The organism is Agromyces sp. NPDC056965, from assembly GCF_042673425.1.
GTDB lineage: Bacteria > Actinomycetota > Actinomycetes > Actinomycetales > Microbacteriaceae > Agromyces.
Window position 1 is genome coordinate 16,976 of the sequence record NZ_JBHURI010000047.1, and the last position, 15,048, is coordinate 32,023.

Below are 15,048 nucleotides of genomic sequence, written 5' to 3' on the forward strand. Positions count from 1 at the left end.
CGCCACGTTCATTCGGGTAAACGGAGGCGACTCTCCGAATCATACGCGATCGACGCGCGTACAGTGAAAGCGTGAGTTCATCCCTGTCGCCGCGCCGCGATGCGAGGCGCAATCACGAGCGGCTTCTCGTCGAGGCGAAGCAGCTCTTCGCCGAGCGTGGCATCGACGCGCCACTCGACGAGCTCGCGGTGCGTGCCGGCGTCGGTGCCGGCACGGTCTACCGGCATTTCCCGAACCGCGACGCCCTCGTGCGCGAGCTCTACGACACCGCGGTCGCCGACCTGCACGACTTCGCGCCGCAGTTCCTCGGTGCCGAGACGGGGTGGCAGGCGATCGAGCTCTGGCTCGAGCTGGTCAGCGGCTGGCTCGCCGCCTCGCCGCACCTGCCCGCGGTGATGCGCCGCGTCGCCGAGCTCGATCCGAGCCATCGCCCGGCCGCCGAGTTCGTGCCGATGATGGACGCGGTGGTCGCCCGCGCGAAGGCCGAAGGGACCCTGCGTCACGACGTGACGGCGGTCGACCTCAGCGTGATGGTCGACATGCTCGGCTCGCTCGGACAGTACGGCGGCACGTACCTGCCGTACTGGCGCCGCCAGCTCGCCGTCATCCTCGACGGGCTGCGTGCTCGGCCCGACGTCACGCCGTTGCCCGGTGAGGGGCAGGCCTTCGACGAGTTCCACGACATGTCCCACGCGAAGGGGCCGAAGCCCTCGCCGCGGTGAGCCGCGGCGACGGGCGACCGCGAGTGGTCAGCCGGCGGCGCGCACCACGACCAGGTTCGCCCACGGGTCGTCGAATGCGAGGGTGAGCCCGTCGTCGCGGGTCGCGACCCGGTAGTGCCCCATGCGCTCGCCGAGGTCGCCGAGGTCGTCGGCGCTCGGCACGACGATCTCGACCTTGCCGAGACCCAGGGCGAGGCCCCGACGGCCGGCTCCGCGGCTGTTCCACGTGTTCATCGCCATGTGGTGGTGGTAGCCGCCCGCCGAGACGAAGAGCGCCTGGTCGCCCATCTCGGCCGTGGTCTCGAAGCCGAGTCGTTCGACGTAGAACTCGCGGGCGCTCGCGACGTCGCCGACCGAGAGGTGCACGTGGCCCACGACGGCGTCGCCCAGGCCGGTGCCGGATGCCGCGGCATCCGCCCCGCCCTCGGTCAGGTGCTCGCGCAGGTACGCGTTCGGGTCGAGGTGCAGCGTCGCCATCTCGACCGAGCCGTGCACCCAGCTCCACTTGGAGCGGTCGCGGTCGAAGTAGAGCTCGATGCCGTTGCCCTCGGGGTCGGTGAAGTAGAAGGCCTCGCTCACGAGGTGGTCGGCGCTGCCGGTGAAGGTTCCCGGATGCTTCGAGGCGATCGAGTAGATCGCCGTCGCGAGCGCCTCGCGGGTGTCGAACAGGATCGCCGTGTGGAAGAGGCCGGCGTCGCGCGGGCTCGCGTGCTTCAGCTCGGGCGCGTGCTCGAGGATCACGATCGGCGTGGTGCCGCGGCCGAGCACGGCGACGGGGCCGTCGTGGCTCAGGAGTTCGAGCGTGACCGCGTCGCGGTAGTAGCGGATCATGGTGTCGAGGTCGCCGACGCGCAGCGTCACGGCGCCCATGCCGGTGTCGGCGGCGAGCAGTCCCGCGCCTTCCGGCGCCCCATTGGTTGTAATCACAACTAATGATAACTCGGGGATCGCGCCGCGTATTCCGGAGTCAGGCGAACGGTCGCGCATTCGACCCGGCGCTCCGGCCCCGGCAGTCGTCGGAATTGGGCCTCCCGTTCGGGTATCGCGATCCCTACGATGGAGGCACCGGCTCCCGGGGACCGACGGGGAGCCATCCGGAGGGGACGAAGACATGGGCATGGACAACCTGCTGCTGTACGTGGCGACCTACGACGACGGTGCGACCGCCACCGACCAGTACCGCTCGCTCAAAGACGCGGAGGCGTCATCCGATCTCGAGGTCGTGTCCTCGGTCGTGATGCGCCGGGGCGACGACGGCAGGGTCGCCGTCGATGAGCACGGCACCGGCCAGGTCGCCGCCGGCACGTGGATCGGCGGTGCCGCCGGACTCGTCGTCGGGCTCTTCGCGCCCCCGCTGCTCGCTGCGACGGCCATCGGAGCCGGGGTCGGCGCCATCTCGGGCGCGATCGCGAAGAAGCACGACGAGAAGAAGGTGGGCCTCGAGCTCGAGGAGTACCTGCCGAAGGGGTCGTCGGCCATCGTGGCCGTCATCGACGACAAGTACCTCGACCGCATCGACGCGGTGCTGACGAAGTACACCAAGAAGGTCGACAAGGCGATCGACCGAGACGACTACGAGGCGCTCGAGAAGGCGATCAGCGAGGGCGGCGACAAGATCGCGAAGGCCATCGCGTCGTAGGTCGTCACCGTCGGTAGCGCCCGCGGTCGACTCGGCGTCACTGCGGGTCGGGCGTCGGGATGCGGACGCCGGCCGCGCGGAGCCTGGACTCGAACAATGCGGACAATCGCACCATGGCCGGGGTCGGCTCTTCGCCGTGGTGGGCGATCATCGCGTACCGGGCGGCGCCGTCGGTCCGCGCCTGCATGCCCGTGACCGTCTTCAGCAGCGCGGGATCGGCCAGGTAGTGGTCGGCCGCATCGACGGCGAGGTCGTCGATGCGGAGATCGTCTGCCTCCCAGGCCGCGGCTTCGGCGACACGCCTGATCAAGACGATGAGCTGCGGGTTCTGCGAGGCGTGCTCGAACTCGGTGAGATAGTCATCGAATCCGTCGGGGACCAAGGCCTGCGCCAGCACCCAACCCTCTCTGGTGGCCGCGACCTCGTCCTCGGAGTACCCGAGGACGAGCATCTGCCTCAGCAGGGCCACTGCGCGGTCGGGCAGCAGTGTCCGGTCGCCGTCGGTGAGCCGGTGCAGCATCGCGCGCCGCGCCGTCAGCTCCGCGATGTGATCGTCGAGCTGCCGTTCGATCTGGACGAGCGCGGCGGCGAACAGCGCCGAGTCGGCATCGAGCAGGGACCCGATCTCGGCCAGCGGCACGCCGGCGGCGGCCAGGGTCCGGACCTGCACGAGCCTGAGCAGGTCGTCGGATCCGTACCGCCGGTAACCGGAGCTGTCGCGTTCGGGCTCGGGGACCAGGCCGAGCTTGTGATAGTGCCTGACCGTCTTGATCGTGATGCCGACGAACGCGGCCGCCTGGCCGATCGTGATTCCGTTGCGCATCCCCTCATCCTGCCGATCGACCGCGGGCTTCGTGGCTCACGCCGGGCCGCTCCCGAACGTCTCGGTGAGGAGGCGCTGCTGGACGCCTTGGAACGCTGCGGCGATGGAGAGGTTCGCGTCGTCCACGCAGTTCAGTGCAGCGGTCAGGGTCTTGGATCCGTCGGGAGTGGCGTACATGAGCGCCGCATGCCCCACGGCGGCGCCGTTGTGGGAGATGACGGTGGTGCCGTCGTCGGTGGTCAGCACGAACACGCCGAGCCCGTAGTCCATGTTCGGGATGCCGGTAGCGCGCGGCGTGAGCATCTCCTCACGCAGCTCATCCGGGAGGAGCCTGCCGCCGGTGAGTCCGGCGATGAACGTGTGAAGATCTTCGATGGTCGAGATCATGTCGCCGCCGGCGGAGACCCAAGAGGGGTTCTGGCGAGTGATGTCGACCGTGCGCTGCTCGCCGTCCTCCTCGTACCGGTAGTAGGCGTGGGCGTGCGGCTCGGCGATCTCCGCGTCATCCGGGACCACGGTGTGCGACATGCCGAGGGGAGTCAGGATCAGCCGCTGCATCTCTTCGGTGACGGTACGACCGGTGACCCGCTCGATCAGCAGACGGGCCAGGACGTAGTTGGTGTTGGAATAGCTCCAGCCCGATCCGGCTCGAACCGTGCAGGCTTCGACACGGCGAGTTCGACGAGCTCCTGTGGCCGATACGTCGTGAACCGGTTGTTCAGCCACTCAGTGCCGTTGGGACCGTACGGCATGGGGATGCCGAACACGATCGAACCGTCCTCGTAGACCTCGCCGGTGAAATTGAACAGGCCGCTGGTCTGCTGGAGCAGCATCCGCACCGTGATCCGCCGATCGAGCCCGAACTCGGGCAGAAGGTGGGCGACCGAGTCGTCCAGGCTGATCCTGCCCTCGGCCACGAGTTGCAGCACCAGAGTCGCGGTGAACGTCTTGGTGTTGCTCCCGATCCGGACGTGCCCGTCGACTGGCGGCTTCATGCTCCCGCCGAGCTCGGCCGCGCCGGCACTGCCGACCCACGTGCCCTGCTCATCGTCGACGCGGACCGACAGCCCGATGATGCCGGGGTCGATGAGTGCCTCGATCGTTCGCTGGAGGTCGGCGGACTGGTTGGAAACGGTGGTGGTCGCGGTGGTCATGGTGGTTCGCCCCTTCGAAGTGCTTGATTCGCATCAGCGTTCTGCCGATGTGAGCAGCATCGACCATGACCTCGGGTCAAGGTCAAGGGAGATCTCACGTGCCAGCGTGTGCCGCGGGATGCGCGGCTGACCGTGCGGCCGGGCTTCGCGAATTACCCCGCCGTCAAGCGGTTGAGCAGTTCTCGGTAGCGGGCCGCCGTCTGCTCCACGATCTCGTGGGGGAGCGTCGGCGGCTCCTCGGAGACGTCCTGATCCCAGTTCGTCGCAAGCCAGTCGCGCACGATCTGCTTGTCGAAGCTCGCCATGCGCAGCTCGGGTGTCGCGGCCGTGGCGTACGCCTCAGCGTCCCAGTAGCGGCTCGAGTCGCTCGTCAGCACCTCGTCGGCGAGCGTCACGATGCCGGTCGCACGGTCGGCGCCGAACTCGAACTTCGTGTCCGCGAGGATGACGCCGCGCGCCTCGGCGATCTCGGAGGCGCGGGCGAAGATCTCGAGCGACAGCGAGCGCAGCTGCTCGGCGACGACCTCGCCGACGAGCTCGACCGTGCGCTCGTACGAGACGTTGACGTCGTGCTCGCCGAGCGGCGCCTTCCATGCCGGCGTGTAGATCGGCTCGGGGAGGCGGTCGCCGTTCGAGAGGCCCTCGGGCAGGGCGTAGCCGCCGATGGCGCCCGTCTCCTGGTATTCCTTCCAGCCGCCGCCCGTGATGAAGCCGCGCACGACGCACTCGACGGGGAACATGTCGAGCGTGCGGCAGAGCGTGCCGCGCTCGGCGAACTCGGCCGGCACCTCGGGCAGCTCGAGCGCCTCGAGGCGGTCGTCGAGCGGGTGCGCCAGGTGGTTCGGCACCTCGGGCAACTGGTCGAACCACCAGCGCGTGAGGCTCGTGAGCATCGCGCCCTTGCCGGGGATCGCGGGCGAGAGCACCTGGTCGTAGGCGCTCACGCGGTCGGTCGCGACGACGAGCACGACCGGCGAGTGGCTCAGCGGGTCGCCGGTCCACGTGTCGTCGTCGACGAGCAGCTTGGTCGGCACGTACAGGTCGCGCACCTTGCCCGAGTAGACGTGGGTCCAGTCGGGGTGCTCCTGCGTTCCACTCATGGTTCCCCCTATTCCGCGACGCGCGCGGCGATGTCGGTGCGGTACTGGCCGCCGTCGAGGCGCAGGTGTCCGAGCGCCTCGTACGCACGGCGACGCGCCTCGGCGAAGCCGTCGCCGACCGCGACGACGTTGAGCACGCGGCCGCCGGTCGCGATGAGCGGCAGTTCTTCGGACCCGTCGCCCGTCGCCGCGCCGATCGCGGTCGCGGCGTGGGCGAGGTGCACGCCGGGCACGGATGCCGCGGCCTCGATGCCCTCGATCTCACGCCCCGTCTGGGGTGCCTCGGGGTAGCCCTCGCTCGCGAGCACGACCGTGACCGCGGCATCCGCCCGGAAGACCGGGCGCGGCAGCGAGCCGAGCCCGCCGGTCGACGCAGCGAGCAGCAGGCCCGAGAGCGGGGTCTCGAGGCGGGGGAGCACGACCTGCGTCTCGGGGTCGCCGAAGCGGGCGTTGAACTCGATCACGCGGATGCCGCGCGAGGTGAGGATGAGGCCCGCGTAGAGCAGCCCGATGAACGGGGTCTGCTCCTCGGCGAGCTTGCGCACGGTCGGCAGGGCGATCGTCTCGATGACCTCGTCGACGAAGGCCTCTTCGCTGCCGAAGCGACCGCCCCGGCCATCGATGGCGTCGGCGAGCCACGGCAGCGGCGAGTACGCGCCCATGCCGCCGGTGTTGGGGCCGGCGTCGCCGTCGCGCAGTCGCTTGTAGTCCTGCGCGGGCGAGAGCGGCAGCACGTTCGTGCCGTCGGAGAGCAGGAACAGCGAGACCTCCTGGCCGTCGAGGAACTCCTCGATGAGCACGGGGCCCTGCTGGAGGTAGTGGGCGGCGTGGGCGATGGCTGCTGCGCGGTCGTCGGTGACGAGCACGCCCTTCCCGGCGGCGAGCCCGTCGGCCTTCACGACGTAGGGGGCGCCGAACTCGTCGAGCGTGGCCTCGACGTCGTCGAGGGTGTCGGCGAGGTTCGCGCGGCCGGTCGGCACGTCGGCGTCCTGCATGATGCGCTTCGCGAAGGTCTTCGACCCTTCGAGCGCTGCGGCGGCCCTGCCCGGACCGAAGACGGCGATGCCGCGGGTGCGCAGGGCGTCGGCGACGCCAGCGACGAGGGGCGCCTCGGGGCCGATGATCACGAACTCGATGTCGTTGTCGAGCGTGTAGTCGGTCACGAGCACCGGGTCGGTCGGGTCGAGCGCGATGGTTGTGACGCTGCCGCGAGCCGATGAGGTGGGGGATGCCGCGATGCCCGCGTTGCCCGGCGCCGCGATGATCTCGTGGCCGGCCTCCTCGTCGAGGAGCGCGAGGATGATGGCGTGCTCGCGCGCGCCCGAGCCGAGGACGAGGATTCTCACCGTTTCAGGCTACCGCCTCGGACTGGGCGGCCTCGCCTCGTGACGCATGGGCCGAGGAGTGCGAGCCTCGCCGCGGTTGCGGGCGACCGGGCGTGCACACGGGCCGGTGCTGCGAGAATGGTGCGGGTGAGCTCAGACACGACCGGCGCCGACGACGCGCAGACCCCGGCCGGCCTCGATGACGCGGCGAAGACCGGGGCATCCGGCCACCGTCTCTTCGGGTGGGTGCTCGGCATCGCCGCGCTCATCGTGGTGATCGACCAGGCCAGCAAATGGTGGGCCGAGGCCGCGCTCGCCGACGGCACCACGATCCCGGTGATCGGCGACCTCATCCGTTTCGTGCTCGTCTACAACCCCGGCGCCGCGTTCTCGATCGGCACCGAGTACACGTGGATCTTCGCGATCCTCGCCGGCGTCGGCGCGATCGCGATCGCGTGGTTCGCCTGGCGGGTCGGTTCCGTGGGCTGGACGATCGCGCTCGGCCTCCTCCTTGGCGGTGCCGTCACGCACCTCGGCGACCGCCTCTTCCGCGACCCCGGGTTCGGCCGCGGTCACGTCGTCGACTTCATCGGGTACGGCGACTGGTTCATCGGCAACGTCGCCGACATCGCGATCTTCGCGGGCGCCGTGATGATCCTCGTGCTGACGTTCATGGGCATCGCACCCAAGGGCGGGCGCGTGCACGACTCGTCTGAGGCGAGCACCGACGCGAGCACCGACGCGAGCACTGACGCGAGCACCGACGGCGAACGCTGACGGCCTGCACTGACGGCCGCGGAGCGCCGGTGGCAGAATGGCCGACATGGCACGCGTGAGGATCGGCGACGACATCGGACGAGCGGCCGTGACGCTCGTGCAGACGGTGACGGCCGAAGGCGCGGATGCCGCGACCTCCCTCGACCGGTCGACGCTCGCGCTCGCGGTGCGCTATTCGCTGCAGCTGCTCGCCGAAGAGGCGCCCGGCGGCACGGTCGAGGTGCGGGTGCCGCCCTTCGGCGCCGTGCAGTGCATCGAGGGACCGAAGCACACGCGCGGCACCCCGCCGAACGTGGTCGAGACGGATGTCACGACGTGGCTCGCCCTCGCGACCGGCACCCTCTCGTGGGCCGACGCGCGCGCCACCGGGCGCGTGCACGCCTCGGGCCAGCGCGCCGACCTCAGCGGCGTGCTGCCGATCATCCGCTGACGCGGTATCGGCGGGCCCGGCTGCCGGTACGGCGGTGACGCCTCAGCGCACCGGCAGCACGAGTGGAACGCCCGTGCGCGGGTGCGGCACGACCTCGACCGGCTGACCGTAGACCGCCTCGATGCGCTCCGCCGTCAGCACCTCGGCGGGCGCGCCGGTCGCGACGACCCGACCGAGTCGCAGCAGCGTGATGTCGTCGGCGTAGGCGGCCGCGAGATTCAGGTCGTGCAGCACCACCACGACGGTGGCGCCTGCCGCGGCATGGTCGCGGGCGAGGCGCAGCACGTCCTCCTGGTGCTTCAGGTCGAGGGCCGCCGTCGGCTCGTCGAGGAGCAGCACGGGCGTGCGCTGCGCGATGACGCGGGCGAGGGCGACGCGTGCGCGCTCGCCGCCCGAGAGCGATGGCACCGTGCGGGTGGCGAGGTGCCCGACATCCGTCGCCGCCATCGCCGCGTCGATCTCGCGGTCGTCGTCGTCGGCCGCCGCGCTGCCCGCCCACGGGTGGCGGCCCATCGCGATGATCTCGCGCACCGGGAACGGGAACGAGACGGTGTGCTCCTGGGTCAGCACGGCGCGGAGGCGCGCGAGCGCCTTCGGCGACTGCCGGGCGACCGGGGTGTCGCCGAGGTGCACCGTGCCCGCGGCCGCCGCTCGGTCGCCCGCGAGGGCCGCGAGCAGCGTCGACTTGCCGGCGCCGTTCGGGCCGATGAGCGCATGCACGCGCCCCGGCGTCGCCGAGAAGTCGACGTCGTCGAGCAGGCGCGCGCCGTCGATCTCGATGGCGAGGCCGGTCGCGGTGAGCGAGAGGGCGGTGGCCGGGGCATCCGCCGTGGTCGGAGGCGCCGCGACCGCGCGTGAGCGGCTCATCCCCAGCCTCCCGACCGGCGCCGCGTGCGTCGCAGCAGCCAGAAGAAGAACGGTCCGCCGATGATCGAGGTCAGCATGCCGATCGGCAGGTCGGCCATCGGCACCATGGTGCGGGCGGCGAGGTCGGCGAGGAGGAGCAGCAGGGCACCGCCGAGGGCGCTCGCGATGAGCAGTGGCCGATGGGCCGGGCCGATCACCATGCGCATGAGGTGCGGCACGATGAGGCCGACGAAGGCGATGATGCCGGCGAACGCGACCGCCGAGCAGACGAGCACGGCGACGACGACGATCGAGACGATGCGCACCGTCTCGACGCGCACGCCGAGGTGCCGAGCACCGCGCTCGCCGAGCGAGAAGAGGTCGAGCGTGCGGCCGAGGAGGAGGGCCGCGACGCCCGCGACGGCCACGAGCGGGAGCATGACGGCGACCTCGGGCCAGCGGGCGCCGTTCAGCGATCCGAGCTGCCAGAACACGATCTCCTCGCGCGAGCCGGTGTCGCCGATGAAGGTGAGGAACGCGAGGGCGCCGCCGGCGAACGCGTTGATCGCGATGCCGGTCAAGACGAGGGTGACCACCTCGGTGCGTCCGCCCGCGCGGCTCGCGAGGTAGACCACGAGGGTCGCTCCGAGCCCGGCGACGAATGCGGCGACGGCCGTCACCCAGTCGCCGAAGGCCGTCCAGCCGAGCACGATCGCGGCGGCGGCGCCGAGTGCGGCGCCCGACGAGACGCCGACGACGCCCGGTTCGGCGAGCGGGTTCGCGAAGATCGCCTGCATGACGGTGCCGGCCATCGCGAGTGCTGCGCCGATCAGCAGGGCCATCGCGATGCGCGGGAACCGGATGTTCCAGAGGGCCGAGTCCGTGTTGGGCAGGGCCTCGGGCGCATCGCTCAGGCCGAGGCCGCGCAGCAGCGAGTTCCAGACCTCGTGGGGTGGCACCGGCAGCTGGCCGGCACCCGCGGAGATCACGACGCCGACGACGAGCGCCACGCCGAGGCCGCCGAAGAGCAGCAGGCTCCTCGTGCGCGGCGCGAGGCCGCGGGCGGGGTCGCTCGCGAGACTCGGGAGCACGGCGTCGGCTGCGGCGGGCGCGCGGGTGTCAGTCATCGAGGTAGCCCGACTGCTCGGGCGCCCACACCGCCCGGGCGAGGGCCTCGACGACCTGCGGAGCGCGCGGCCCGAAGCTCAGGATCTCGCTGTCGGCCATGTCGACGAACCGGCGGTGCTCGCCGGCGGGCGTCGAGGCGAGCGCCGGCACGCGCTCGAGCAGCCCATCGATTCCACCGGCCGACTCGAGGCCGCCGCTCATGAGCAGCACGACATCGGGCTGCGCGGCGACGAGCGCCTCGGCAGTGACGGGGCGCATGCCCTCCCAGCCGATCTCGCTCGCGATGTCGACGCCGCCGATCGACTCGATGAGCGAATCCGCGCCGGACTCGGCGCCGAAGAGGTAGTAGACGTTGGCCGATCCGCGCACGTAGAGGAACGCGACGCGCGGGCGCACCGCGGGGTCCGCGGGGATCGCCGCGTCGATCTCGGCGACGACTCGGGCGAGGTCGGCGTCGACCTGCGCCGAGAGCAGTTCGCCCCGCTCGGGCACGCCGAGCGCCGCTGCGACCTGGCCGATGAGGTCGTCGATCGTGTCGAGGCTGCGCTCGGAGGTCGTGATGACCACGGGGATGCCGCTGTCGCGGAGTTGGTCGAGCACGTCGAGCGGGCCGAGCGTCGTGTCGGTGATCACGACGGTCGGGTCGAGGGCGAGGATCGCCTCGGCGGTCAGGTTGTGTCCGCCCTGCGTCACGACGGGCAGGGCGGATGCCTCGGCGAACCCGGTCGAGCTGTCGCGCCCGACCACGCGGTCGCCGAGCCCGAGACCGAACACCGTGGCCGCGAGCGAGCCCGAGACGTCGATGGGCAGGATGCGCGAGGCATCCGTCACCGTGACCTTCGTGCCCTCGTCGTCGGTGACCGTCACCGGAAGCGCCGGTGACTCGTCGGAGTCGATCGCGGGCAGCGCGGCGTCGGCCAGGCATGCCGTCGACGGGCCCTCGATCGCGCGCGGCGACTCGTCGATCGCGAGTTCGGCGAAGGGGGTCGCGCTGGCGACGCACTGCGGCTCGGCCGTCGAGCCGCTCGCGGTCGCGACGCAACCGGTGGTGAGCAGGGCCGATGCGGCGAGCACGGCGACGAACGCGAAACGGGTGGTGCGGGCCGACGTCGGGCGCGGAGAGACACGGGAAGCCATGAAGTGAGGTAAGCCTTACCTTAAAGTTGACAGGGCGGCGGTCTTCACTCTAGCGTCATTCTTAGCTGAGGCTTACCTAACTCGGCCTTCCCCCATCTCACCCCCGCGAGCTCTCGGCGCGCACACGCGCCGCTGCTTCGCCATGCCTGGAGGACCGCGTCGTGAAGACACCGTCACCGATATCCACTCGCTCGGGGAGGCGCTGGATCGCCGGCGCACTCGCGGCACTGCTCGCCCTGGGCGGCTCGATCCTGACGGCGGCGCCTGCGCTCGCCGACGAGGTCGCTCCGGCCGCGGTGGCAGCGCCGTCGCTCACCGTGACGCCGGCTGCCGACGTGGACCCGGCGGTCGAGCACACCTTCACCGTGTCGGGCACCGGCTACGTCGGCGACGGCGCGCGGGACGGCGCGTACGTGCTGCTCGGCGACGCCTCGATCTGGAGCGGCGGCGGGCCGCTCGTCGCCGAGGGGTGGATCGCCCAGGGGTGGGTGCGTCCGGCGTCGATCGTCGACGGCGCGTTCACGACGACCCTGACGGTTCCGGCGGGCACGTTCGACCCCGCGACGTCGTACGTCGTGGCGACGTCTGCGGCGCACGGCCTCTCGGTCACGGATCGTTCGCTCGACCGGTTCGCCTCGATCACGATCGCGCAGCCGGCCCCGGAGCCCGAGCCGGAACCGGAGCCCGAGCCGGAGCCGGTCGCGGACCCGGTGGTGACGGTGTCGCCGTCGGCGGACATCGACCCGGCGGCGGCGAACACGTTCACCGTGGCGGGGACCGGTTTCGTGGGCGCCGGCGCGAAGGACGGCGCGTACGTGCTGCTCGGCGACGCATCGATCTGGAGCGGTGGCGGGCCCCTGGTCGCCGAGGGCTGGTTGACGCTCGGCTGGGTTCGCCCGGCGTCGATCGTCGACGGTGCGTTCACGACGACCCTGACGGTTTCGGCGGGCACCTTCGACCCCGCGACGTCGTACGTCGTGGCGACGTCGGCGGCGCACGGGCTGTCGGTCACGGATCGTTCGCTCGACACGTTCACGCCGATCGCGATCGCGCAGCCCGAGCCCGAGCCGGTCCTGCCGTCGGTGACGGTGTCGAAGACGAGCGGGCTGGATGCCGCGGGCGAGAAGGTCGTCGTGAAGGGCACCGGTTTCGTGCCGAGCGCGCCGGCGACGAATGGCGTGCGTCCGCCGCTGGCGGGCAAGTTCGCCGGTGCGTACGTGGTGTTCGGTTCGTTCGCCGCTGACTGGAAGCCGAGCGCGGGGGCTGCGTCGTCGACGCGGGTCGTGGACTCGCAGAAGTGGGTCGTGAACGCAGCGGATGTCGCGTCGATCGGCGGCGCTGCCGCGGGTGCGGTCGCGATCGGCGCCGACGGCTCGTTCGAGGTCGAGCTGACGGCACGTGAGTTCGAGAAGGCGCTCGCCGATGGCAACTACGGCGTGTACACCTACGCCGGCAGCGGCGCCAAGGTGCCGGCCTTCGAGACCTACACCCCGATCGACTTCGCGACCACGCCCGAGCCGACGCGGCCCGCCGTCACCGTGACGCCGTCGACCGCCGTCGACTCGACGGTCGAGAACACCTTCACCGTGTCGGGGACCGGTTTCGTGGGCGCCGGTGCGAAGGACGGCGCGTACGTGCTGCTCGGCGACGCATCGATCTGGAGCGGTGGCGGCCCGCTGGTCGCCGAGGGCTGGATCTCGCTCGGCTGGGTGCGCCCGGCGTCGATCGTCGACGGTGCGTTCACGACCACGTTGAAGGCCCCCGCCGGATCGTTCGATCCGGCGAAGCAGTACGTGGTCGCCACCTCGGCAGCGCACGGCCTCTCGGTCACCGATCGCTCCCTCGACTCGTTCACCCCGATCTCCATCGCGAAGCCGGTGGTGCCGACGGTGACGGTGTCGAAGACGAGCGGGCTGGATGCCGCGGGCGAAAAGGTCGTCGTGAAGGGCACCGGTTTCGTGCCGAACGCGCCGGCGACGAACGGCGTGCGTCCGCCGCTCGCGGGCAAGTTCGCCGGCGCCTACGTGGTGTTCGGTTCGTTCGCCGACGACTGGAAGCCGAGCACGGGGGCTGCGTCGTCGACGCGCGTCGTGGACTCGCAGAAGTGGGTCGTGAACGCGGCCGATGTCGCGTCGATCGGCGGCGCAGCCGCAGGTGCGGTCGCGATCGGCGCCGACGGCTCGTTCGAGGTCGAGCTCACGGCACGGCAGTTCGAGAAGGCCCTCGCCGATGGCAACTACGGCGTGTACACCTACGCCGGCAGCGGCGCCAAGGTGCCGGCCTTCGAGACCTACACCCCCATCGCCTTTGCGACGGTGGTGCCGCCGAAGCCCGATCCCGGCCCCGGCCCCGTGGCGCCGATCGCGAGCGGATCGCTCTCTTGGGGCGTCTCCGGTGCGTTCCGCGACTACATCATCGGCAGCATCGCCAAGGGGTCGATCTCGGTCGGCTCGGGTGCGACGCAGTCGGGCGGCCGTTTCCAGTTCGGTCAGACCGGCGGCAGCTACAGCCAGGTGACCGGCACCGGCACCGCCGACTACGCGGGCTCGGTGCGGTTCACGGGCCATGCGGGCCTCCTCGACCTCACCTTCGCGAACCCGACCCTGCGCGCCACCACCCCCACGAGCGGAGTGCTCGAGGTCTCGGTCAACGGCTCGCGGGTCGACCTCGGCGTCGTCGATCTCTCACGCGGGGCGAAGTCCCTCGTGAACGGTGCGACGCGCATCGAGAATGCACCGGTGACCTTGACCGCCGCCGGAGCGTCCGCGTTCCAGGGCTACTACTCCGCCGGCGCCTCGCTCGACCCGCTGACGGTCGTCATCGGCACGCCCGGCGCTGCGCCGGCCGGCAACTCCGGCACGATCGCCACCACCTCGGCGAGCACGACGGCGCCGAAGGCGGTGCCGGCGACCCCGCCGGCGACGACGGGCATCGAGCTCGACGCCGCCACCCTCGCCGCGCTCGCCGCCGGCAAGGAGGTCACGGTGACGGTCGGCGGCTTCCAGCCGAACGAGACCGGCATCATGGTCGTCGTCTACTCGACGCCGACGGTGCTCGCCCGCGACCTCGTCGCCGACGCGAACGGCGTCGTCACCTGGACGGGCAACCTGCCCGCCGGCCTCGCGGTCGGCGACCACACCCTGACCTTCCAGGGATCGACGGCGAAGGGCATCCGCTTCACCGTCAGCGCACCCGCCGGTCTCTGCACCGTGACCGAGGCCACGCTCGACTGGGGCTTCAAGGCGTCGTTCCTGCAGTACCTCGAGAGCGGCATCGCGAACGGCGAGTGGACGGTCACCGGTGCGAGCGAGGCCGACGGGGTGTTCGGCTTCACCGGCGGCACGGGTTCGATCGAGGCAGAGACCGTGCGCGGTCTCGTCGCCTTCCCCGGTTCGATCGAGTTCACCGGCCATGACGGTGCGCTCGACACGACGATCGCGAACCCGTCGATCGAGTTCGTCGGCGATGACGAGGCCTACCTCCGGCTCGACGTGACGGGCACGACCCAGCAGGGCGAACCGGTCACCGCGACCGGTGTGCGCTTCGCCGCACTCGACCTCGAGGGTGCGCTCGTCCGCGACGGCGACTCGCTCGTCGGCGCGGCCGTGCCGGCCGAGTTCACCGAGGATGGCGCTGCCGCGTTCGGTACGTACGCGAGCGGCGAAGAACTCGACCCCGTCTCGTTCGCGATCACGCTGCCCGCCGACTGCGGCATCGAGGCGGGCGCCGCGAAGCCCGAGGTGCAGGCCGCCGTCGCCGCGGAGCCCGAGGCGAAGTCGACCGCGGCAGCCGGCCCGTCGGCGTGGCTCATCTGGCTGCTCGTGGCGATCATCGTGCTCGCGCTGGCCGCACTCGTGGTGTTCCTGATCGTGCGGAGCCGCCGCTCGGCCGCGTGACACAGGCGCCTGAGAGGCCCACCCCGCCAGGGGTGGGCCTCTCGCGTCCTCGTCACAGCGGAGGGTGGGAC

The 15,048-nt window shown here is 71.3% G+C and carries 14 protein-coding genes; 5 read left to right on the forward strand and 9 right to left on the reverse strand.

Translation table 11 applies throughout. The features are described from left to right. The first annotated feature begins 71 nt into the window (after positions 1 to 71). The gene (locus tag ACFTQE_RS12980) at positions 72 to 722 is read left to right on the forward strand and encodes a TetR/AcrR family transcriptional regulator (protein ID WP_376925466.1); all 651 of its coding nucleotides are present in this window, start codon (positions 72 to 74) and stop codon (positions 720 to 722) included. 27 nt (positions 723 to 749) lie between these two features. On the opposite strand, the gene ACFTQE_RS12985 is transcribed toward ACFTQE_RS12980, so the two are convergent. Continuing rightward, positions 750 to 1,592, reverse strand: a complete 843-nt coding sequence (locus ACFTQE_RS12985; RefSeq protein WP_376925480.1) for a VOC family protein — start codon at positions 1,590 to 1,592, stop codon at positions 750 to 752. A gap of 241 nt (positions 1,593 to 1,833) precedes the next feature. Here ACFTQE_RS12985 and ACFTQE_RS12990 point away from each other — a divergent pair, with 241 nt between their 5' ends. After that, a complete protein-coding gene (locus ACFTQE_RS12990; protein WP_376925467.1) occupies positions 1,834 to 2,361 on the forward strand; it encodes a DUF1269 domain-containing protein in 528 nt (175 codons plus the stop codon). A 37-nt stretch (positions 2,362 to 2,398) separates the two neighbouring features. Here the strand turns inward: ACFTQE_RS12990 and ACFTQE_RS12995 are convergent, their stop codons facing one another. From ACFTQE_RS12995 to purD, 5 genes are all read right to left on the reverse strand, one after another. Next, positions 2,399 to 3,184 (reverse strand): MerR family transcriptional regulator, encoded by a 786-nt coding sequence (locus ACFTQE_RS12995; RefSeq protein ID WP_376925468.1) that lies wholly within the window; start codon positions 3,182 to 3,184, stop codon positions 2,399 to 2,401. Between the two features lie 36 nt (positions 3,185 to 3,220). Then, positions 3,221 to 3,793 (reverse strand): serine hydrolase domain-containing protein, encoded by a 573-nt coding sequence (locus tag ACFTQE_RS13000; protein ID WP_376925481.1) that lies wholly within the window; start codon positions 3,791 to 3,793, stop codon positions 3,221 to 3,223. After that, entirely contained in the window at positions 3,778 to 4,338 is a 561-nt protein-coding gene (locus ACFTQE_RS13005) for a serine hydrolase domain-containing protein (RefSeq protein ID WP_376925469.1), read from the reverse strand. The genes ACFTQE_RS13000 and ACFTQE_RS13005 overlap by 16 nt, the downstream gene beginning before the upstream one ends. A gap of 152 nt (positions 4,339 to 4,490) precedes the next feature. Beyond that, positions 4,491 to 5,438, reverse strand: a complete 948-nt coding sequence (locus ACFTQE_RS13010) for a phosphoribosylaminoimidazolesuccinocarboxamide synthase (RefSeq protein WP_376925470.1) — start codon at positions 5,436 to 5,438, stop codon at positions 4,491 to 4,493. A gap of 8 nt (positions 5,439 to 5,446) precedes the next feature. Then, entirely contained in the window at positions 5,447 to 6,784 is a 1,338-nt protein-coding gene (purD, locus tag ACFTQE_RS13015) for a phosphoribosylamine--glycine ligase (RefSeq protein ID WP_376925471.1), read from the reverse strand. Between the two features lie 126 nt (positions 6,785 to 6,910). Between purD and ACFTQE_RS13020 the strand changes: the two genes are divergently transcribed. Further along, positions 6,911 to 7,540, forward strand: a complete 630-nt coding sequence (locus ACFTQE_RS13020; protein ID WP_376925472.1) for a signal peptidase II — start codon at positions 6,911 to 6,913, stop codon at positions 7,538 to 7,540. A gap of 46 nt (positions 7,541 to 7,586) precedes the next feature. Then, positions 7,587 to 7,970 (forward strand): sterol carrier family protein, encoded by a 384-nt coding sequence (locus ACFTQE_RS13025; RefSeq protein ID WP_376925473.1) that lies wholly within the window; start codon positions 7,587 to 7,589, stop codon positions 7,968 to 7,970. A gap of 42 nt (positions 7,971 to 8,012) precedes the next feature. On the opposite strand, the gene ACFTQE_RS13030 is transcribed toward ACFTQE_RS13025, so the two are convergent. The 3 genes from ACFTQE_RS13030 to ACFTQE_RS13040 are packed head-to-tail and all read right to left on the reverse strand — an operon-like array spanning position 8,013 to position 11,081. Then, complete coding sequence (locus ACFTQE_RS13030) at positions 8,013 to 8,837, reverse strand: heme ABC transporter ATP-binding protein (protein ID WP_376925474.1); 825 nt, start codon at positions 8,835 to 8,837, stop codon at positions 8,013 to 8,015. Continuing rightward, a complete protein-coding gene (locus tag ACFTQE_RS13035; RefSeq protein WP_376925475.1) occupies positions 8,834 to 9,943 on the reverse strand; it encodes a FecCD family ABC transporter permease in 1,110 nt (369 codons plus the stop codon). Before ACFTQE_RS13035 ends, ACFTQE_RS13030 begins: the two co-directional genes overlap by 4 nt. Next, positions 9,936 to 11,081, reverse strand: a complete 1,146-nt coding sequence (locus tag ACFTQE_RS13040; protein WP_376925476.1) for a hemin ABC transporter substrate-binding protein — start codon at positions 11,079 to 11,081, stop codon at positions 9,936 to 9,938. Before ACFTQE_RS13040 ends, ACFTQE_RS13035 begins: the two co-directional genes overlap by 8 nt. A gap of 161 nt (positions 11,082 to 11,242) precedes the next feature. On the opposite strand from ACFTQE_RS13040, the gene ACFTQE_RS13045 reads away from it, so the two are divergent. Beyond that, a complete protein-coding gene (locus ACFTQE_RS13045; RefSeq protein ID WP_376925477.1) occupies positions 11,243 to 14,977 on the forward strand; it encodes an HtaA domain-containing protein in 3,735 nt (1,244 codons plus the stop codon). The last annotated feature ends 71 nt before the right edge of the window (positions 14,978 to 15,048 follow it).

Coding starts and splice junctions, on each gene's coding strand:
- ACFTQE_RS12985 (WP_376925480.1), bottom strand. CDS start 1,592: ATGGGCGCCGTGACGCTGCGCGTCGGCGACCTCGACACCATGATCCGC.
- ACFTQE_RS13030 (WP_376925474.1), bottom strand. CDS start 8,837: ATGAGCCGCTCACGCGCGGTCGCGGCGCCTCCGACCACGGCGGATGCC.
- ACFTQE_RS13035 (WP_376925475.1), bottom strand. CDS start 9,943: ATGACTGACACCCGCGCGCCCGCCGCAGCCGACGCCGTGCTCCCGAGT.
- ACFTQE_RS12995 (WP_376925468.1), bottom strand. CDS start 3,184: ATGCGCAACGGAATCACGATCGGCCAGGCGGCCGCGTTCGTCGGCATC.
- ACFTQE_RS13010 (WP_376925470.1), bottom strand. CDS start 5,438: ATGAGTGGAACGCAGGAGCACCCCGACTGGACCCACGTCTACTCGGGC.
- ACFTQE_RS13005 (WP_376925469.1), bottom strand. CDS start 4,338: ATGACCACCGCGACCACCACCGTTTCCAACCAGTCCGCCGACCTCCAG.
- ACFTQE_RS13025 (WP_376925473.1), top strand. CDS start 7,587: ATGGCACGCGTGAGGATCGGCGACGACATCGGACGAGCGGCCGTGACG.
- ACFTQE_RS12990 (WP_376925467.1), top strand. CDS start 1,834: ATGGGCATGGACAACCTGCTGCTGTACGTGGCGACCTACGACGACGGT.
- ACFTQE_RS13040 (WP_376925476.1), bottom strand. CDS start 11,081: ATGGCTTCCCGTGTCTCTCCGCGCCCGACGTCGGCCCGCACCACCCGT.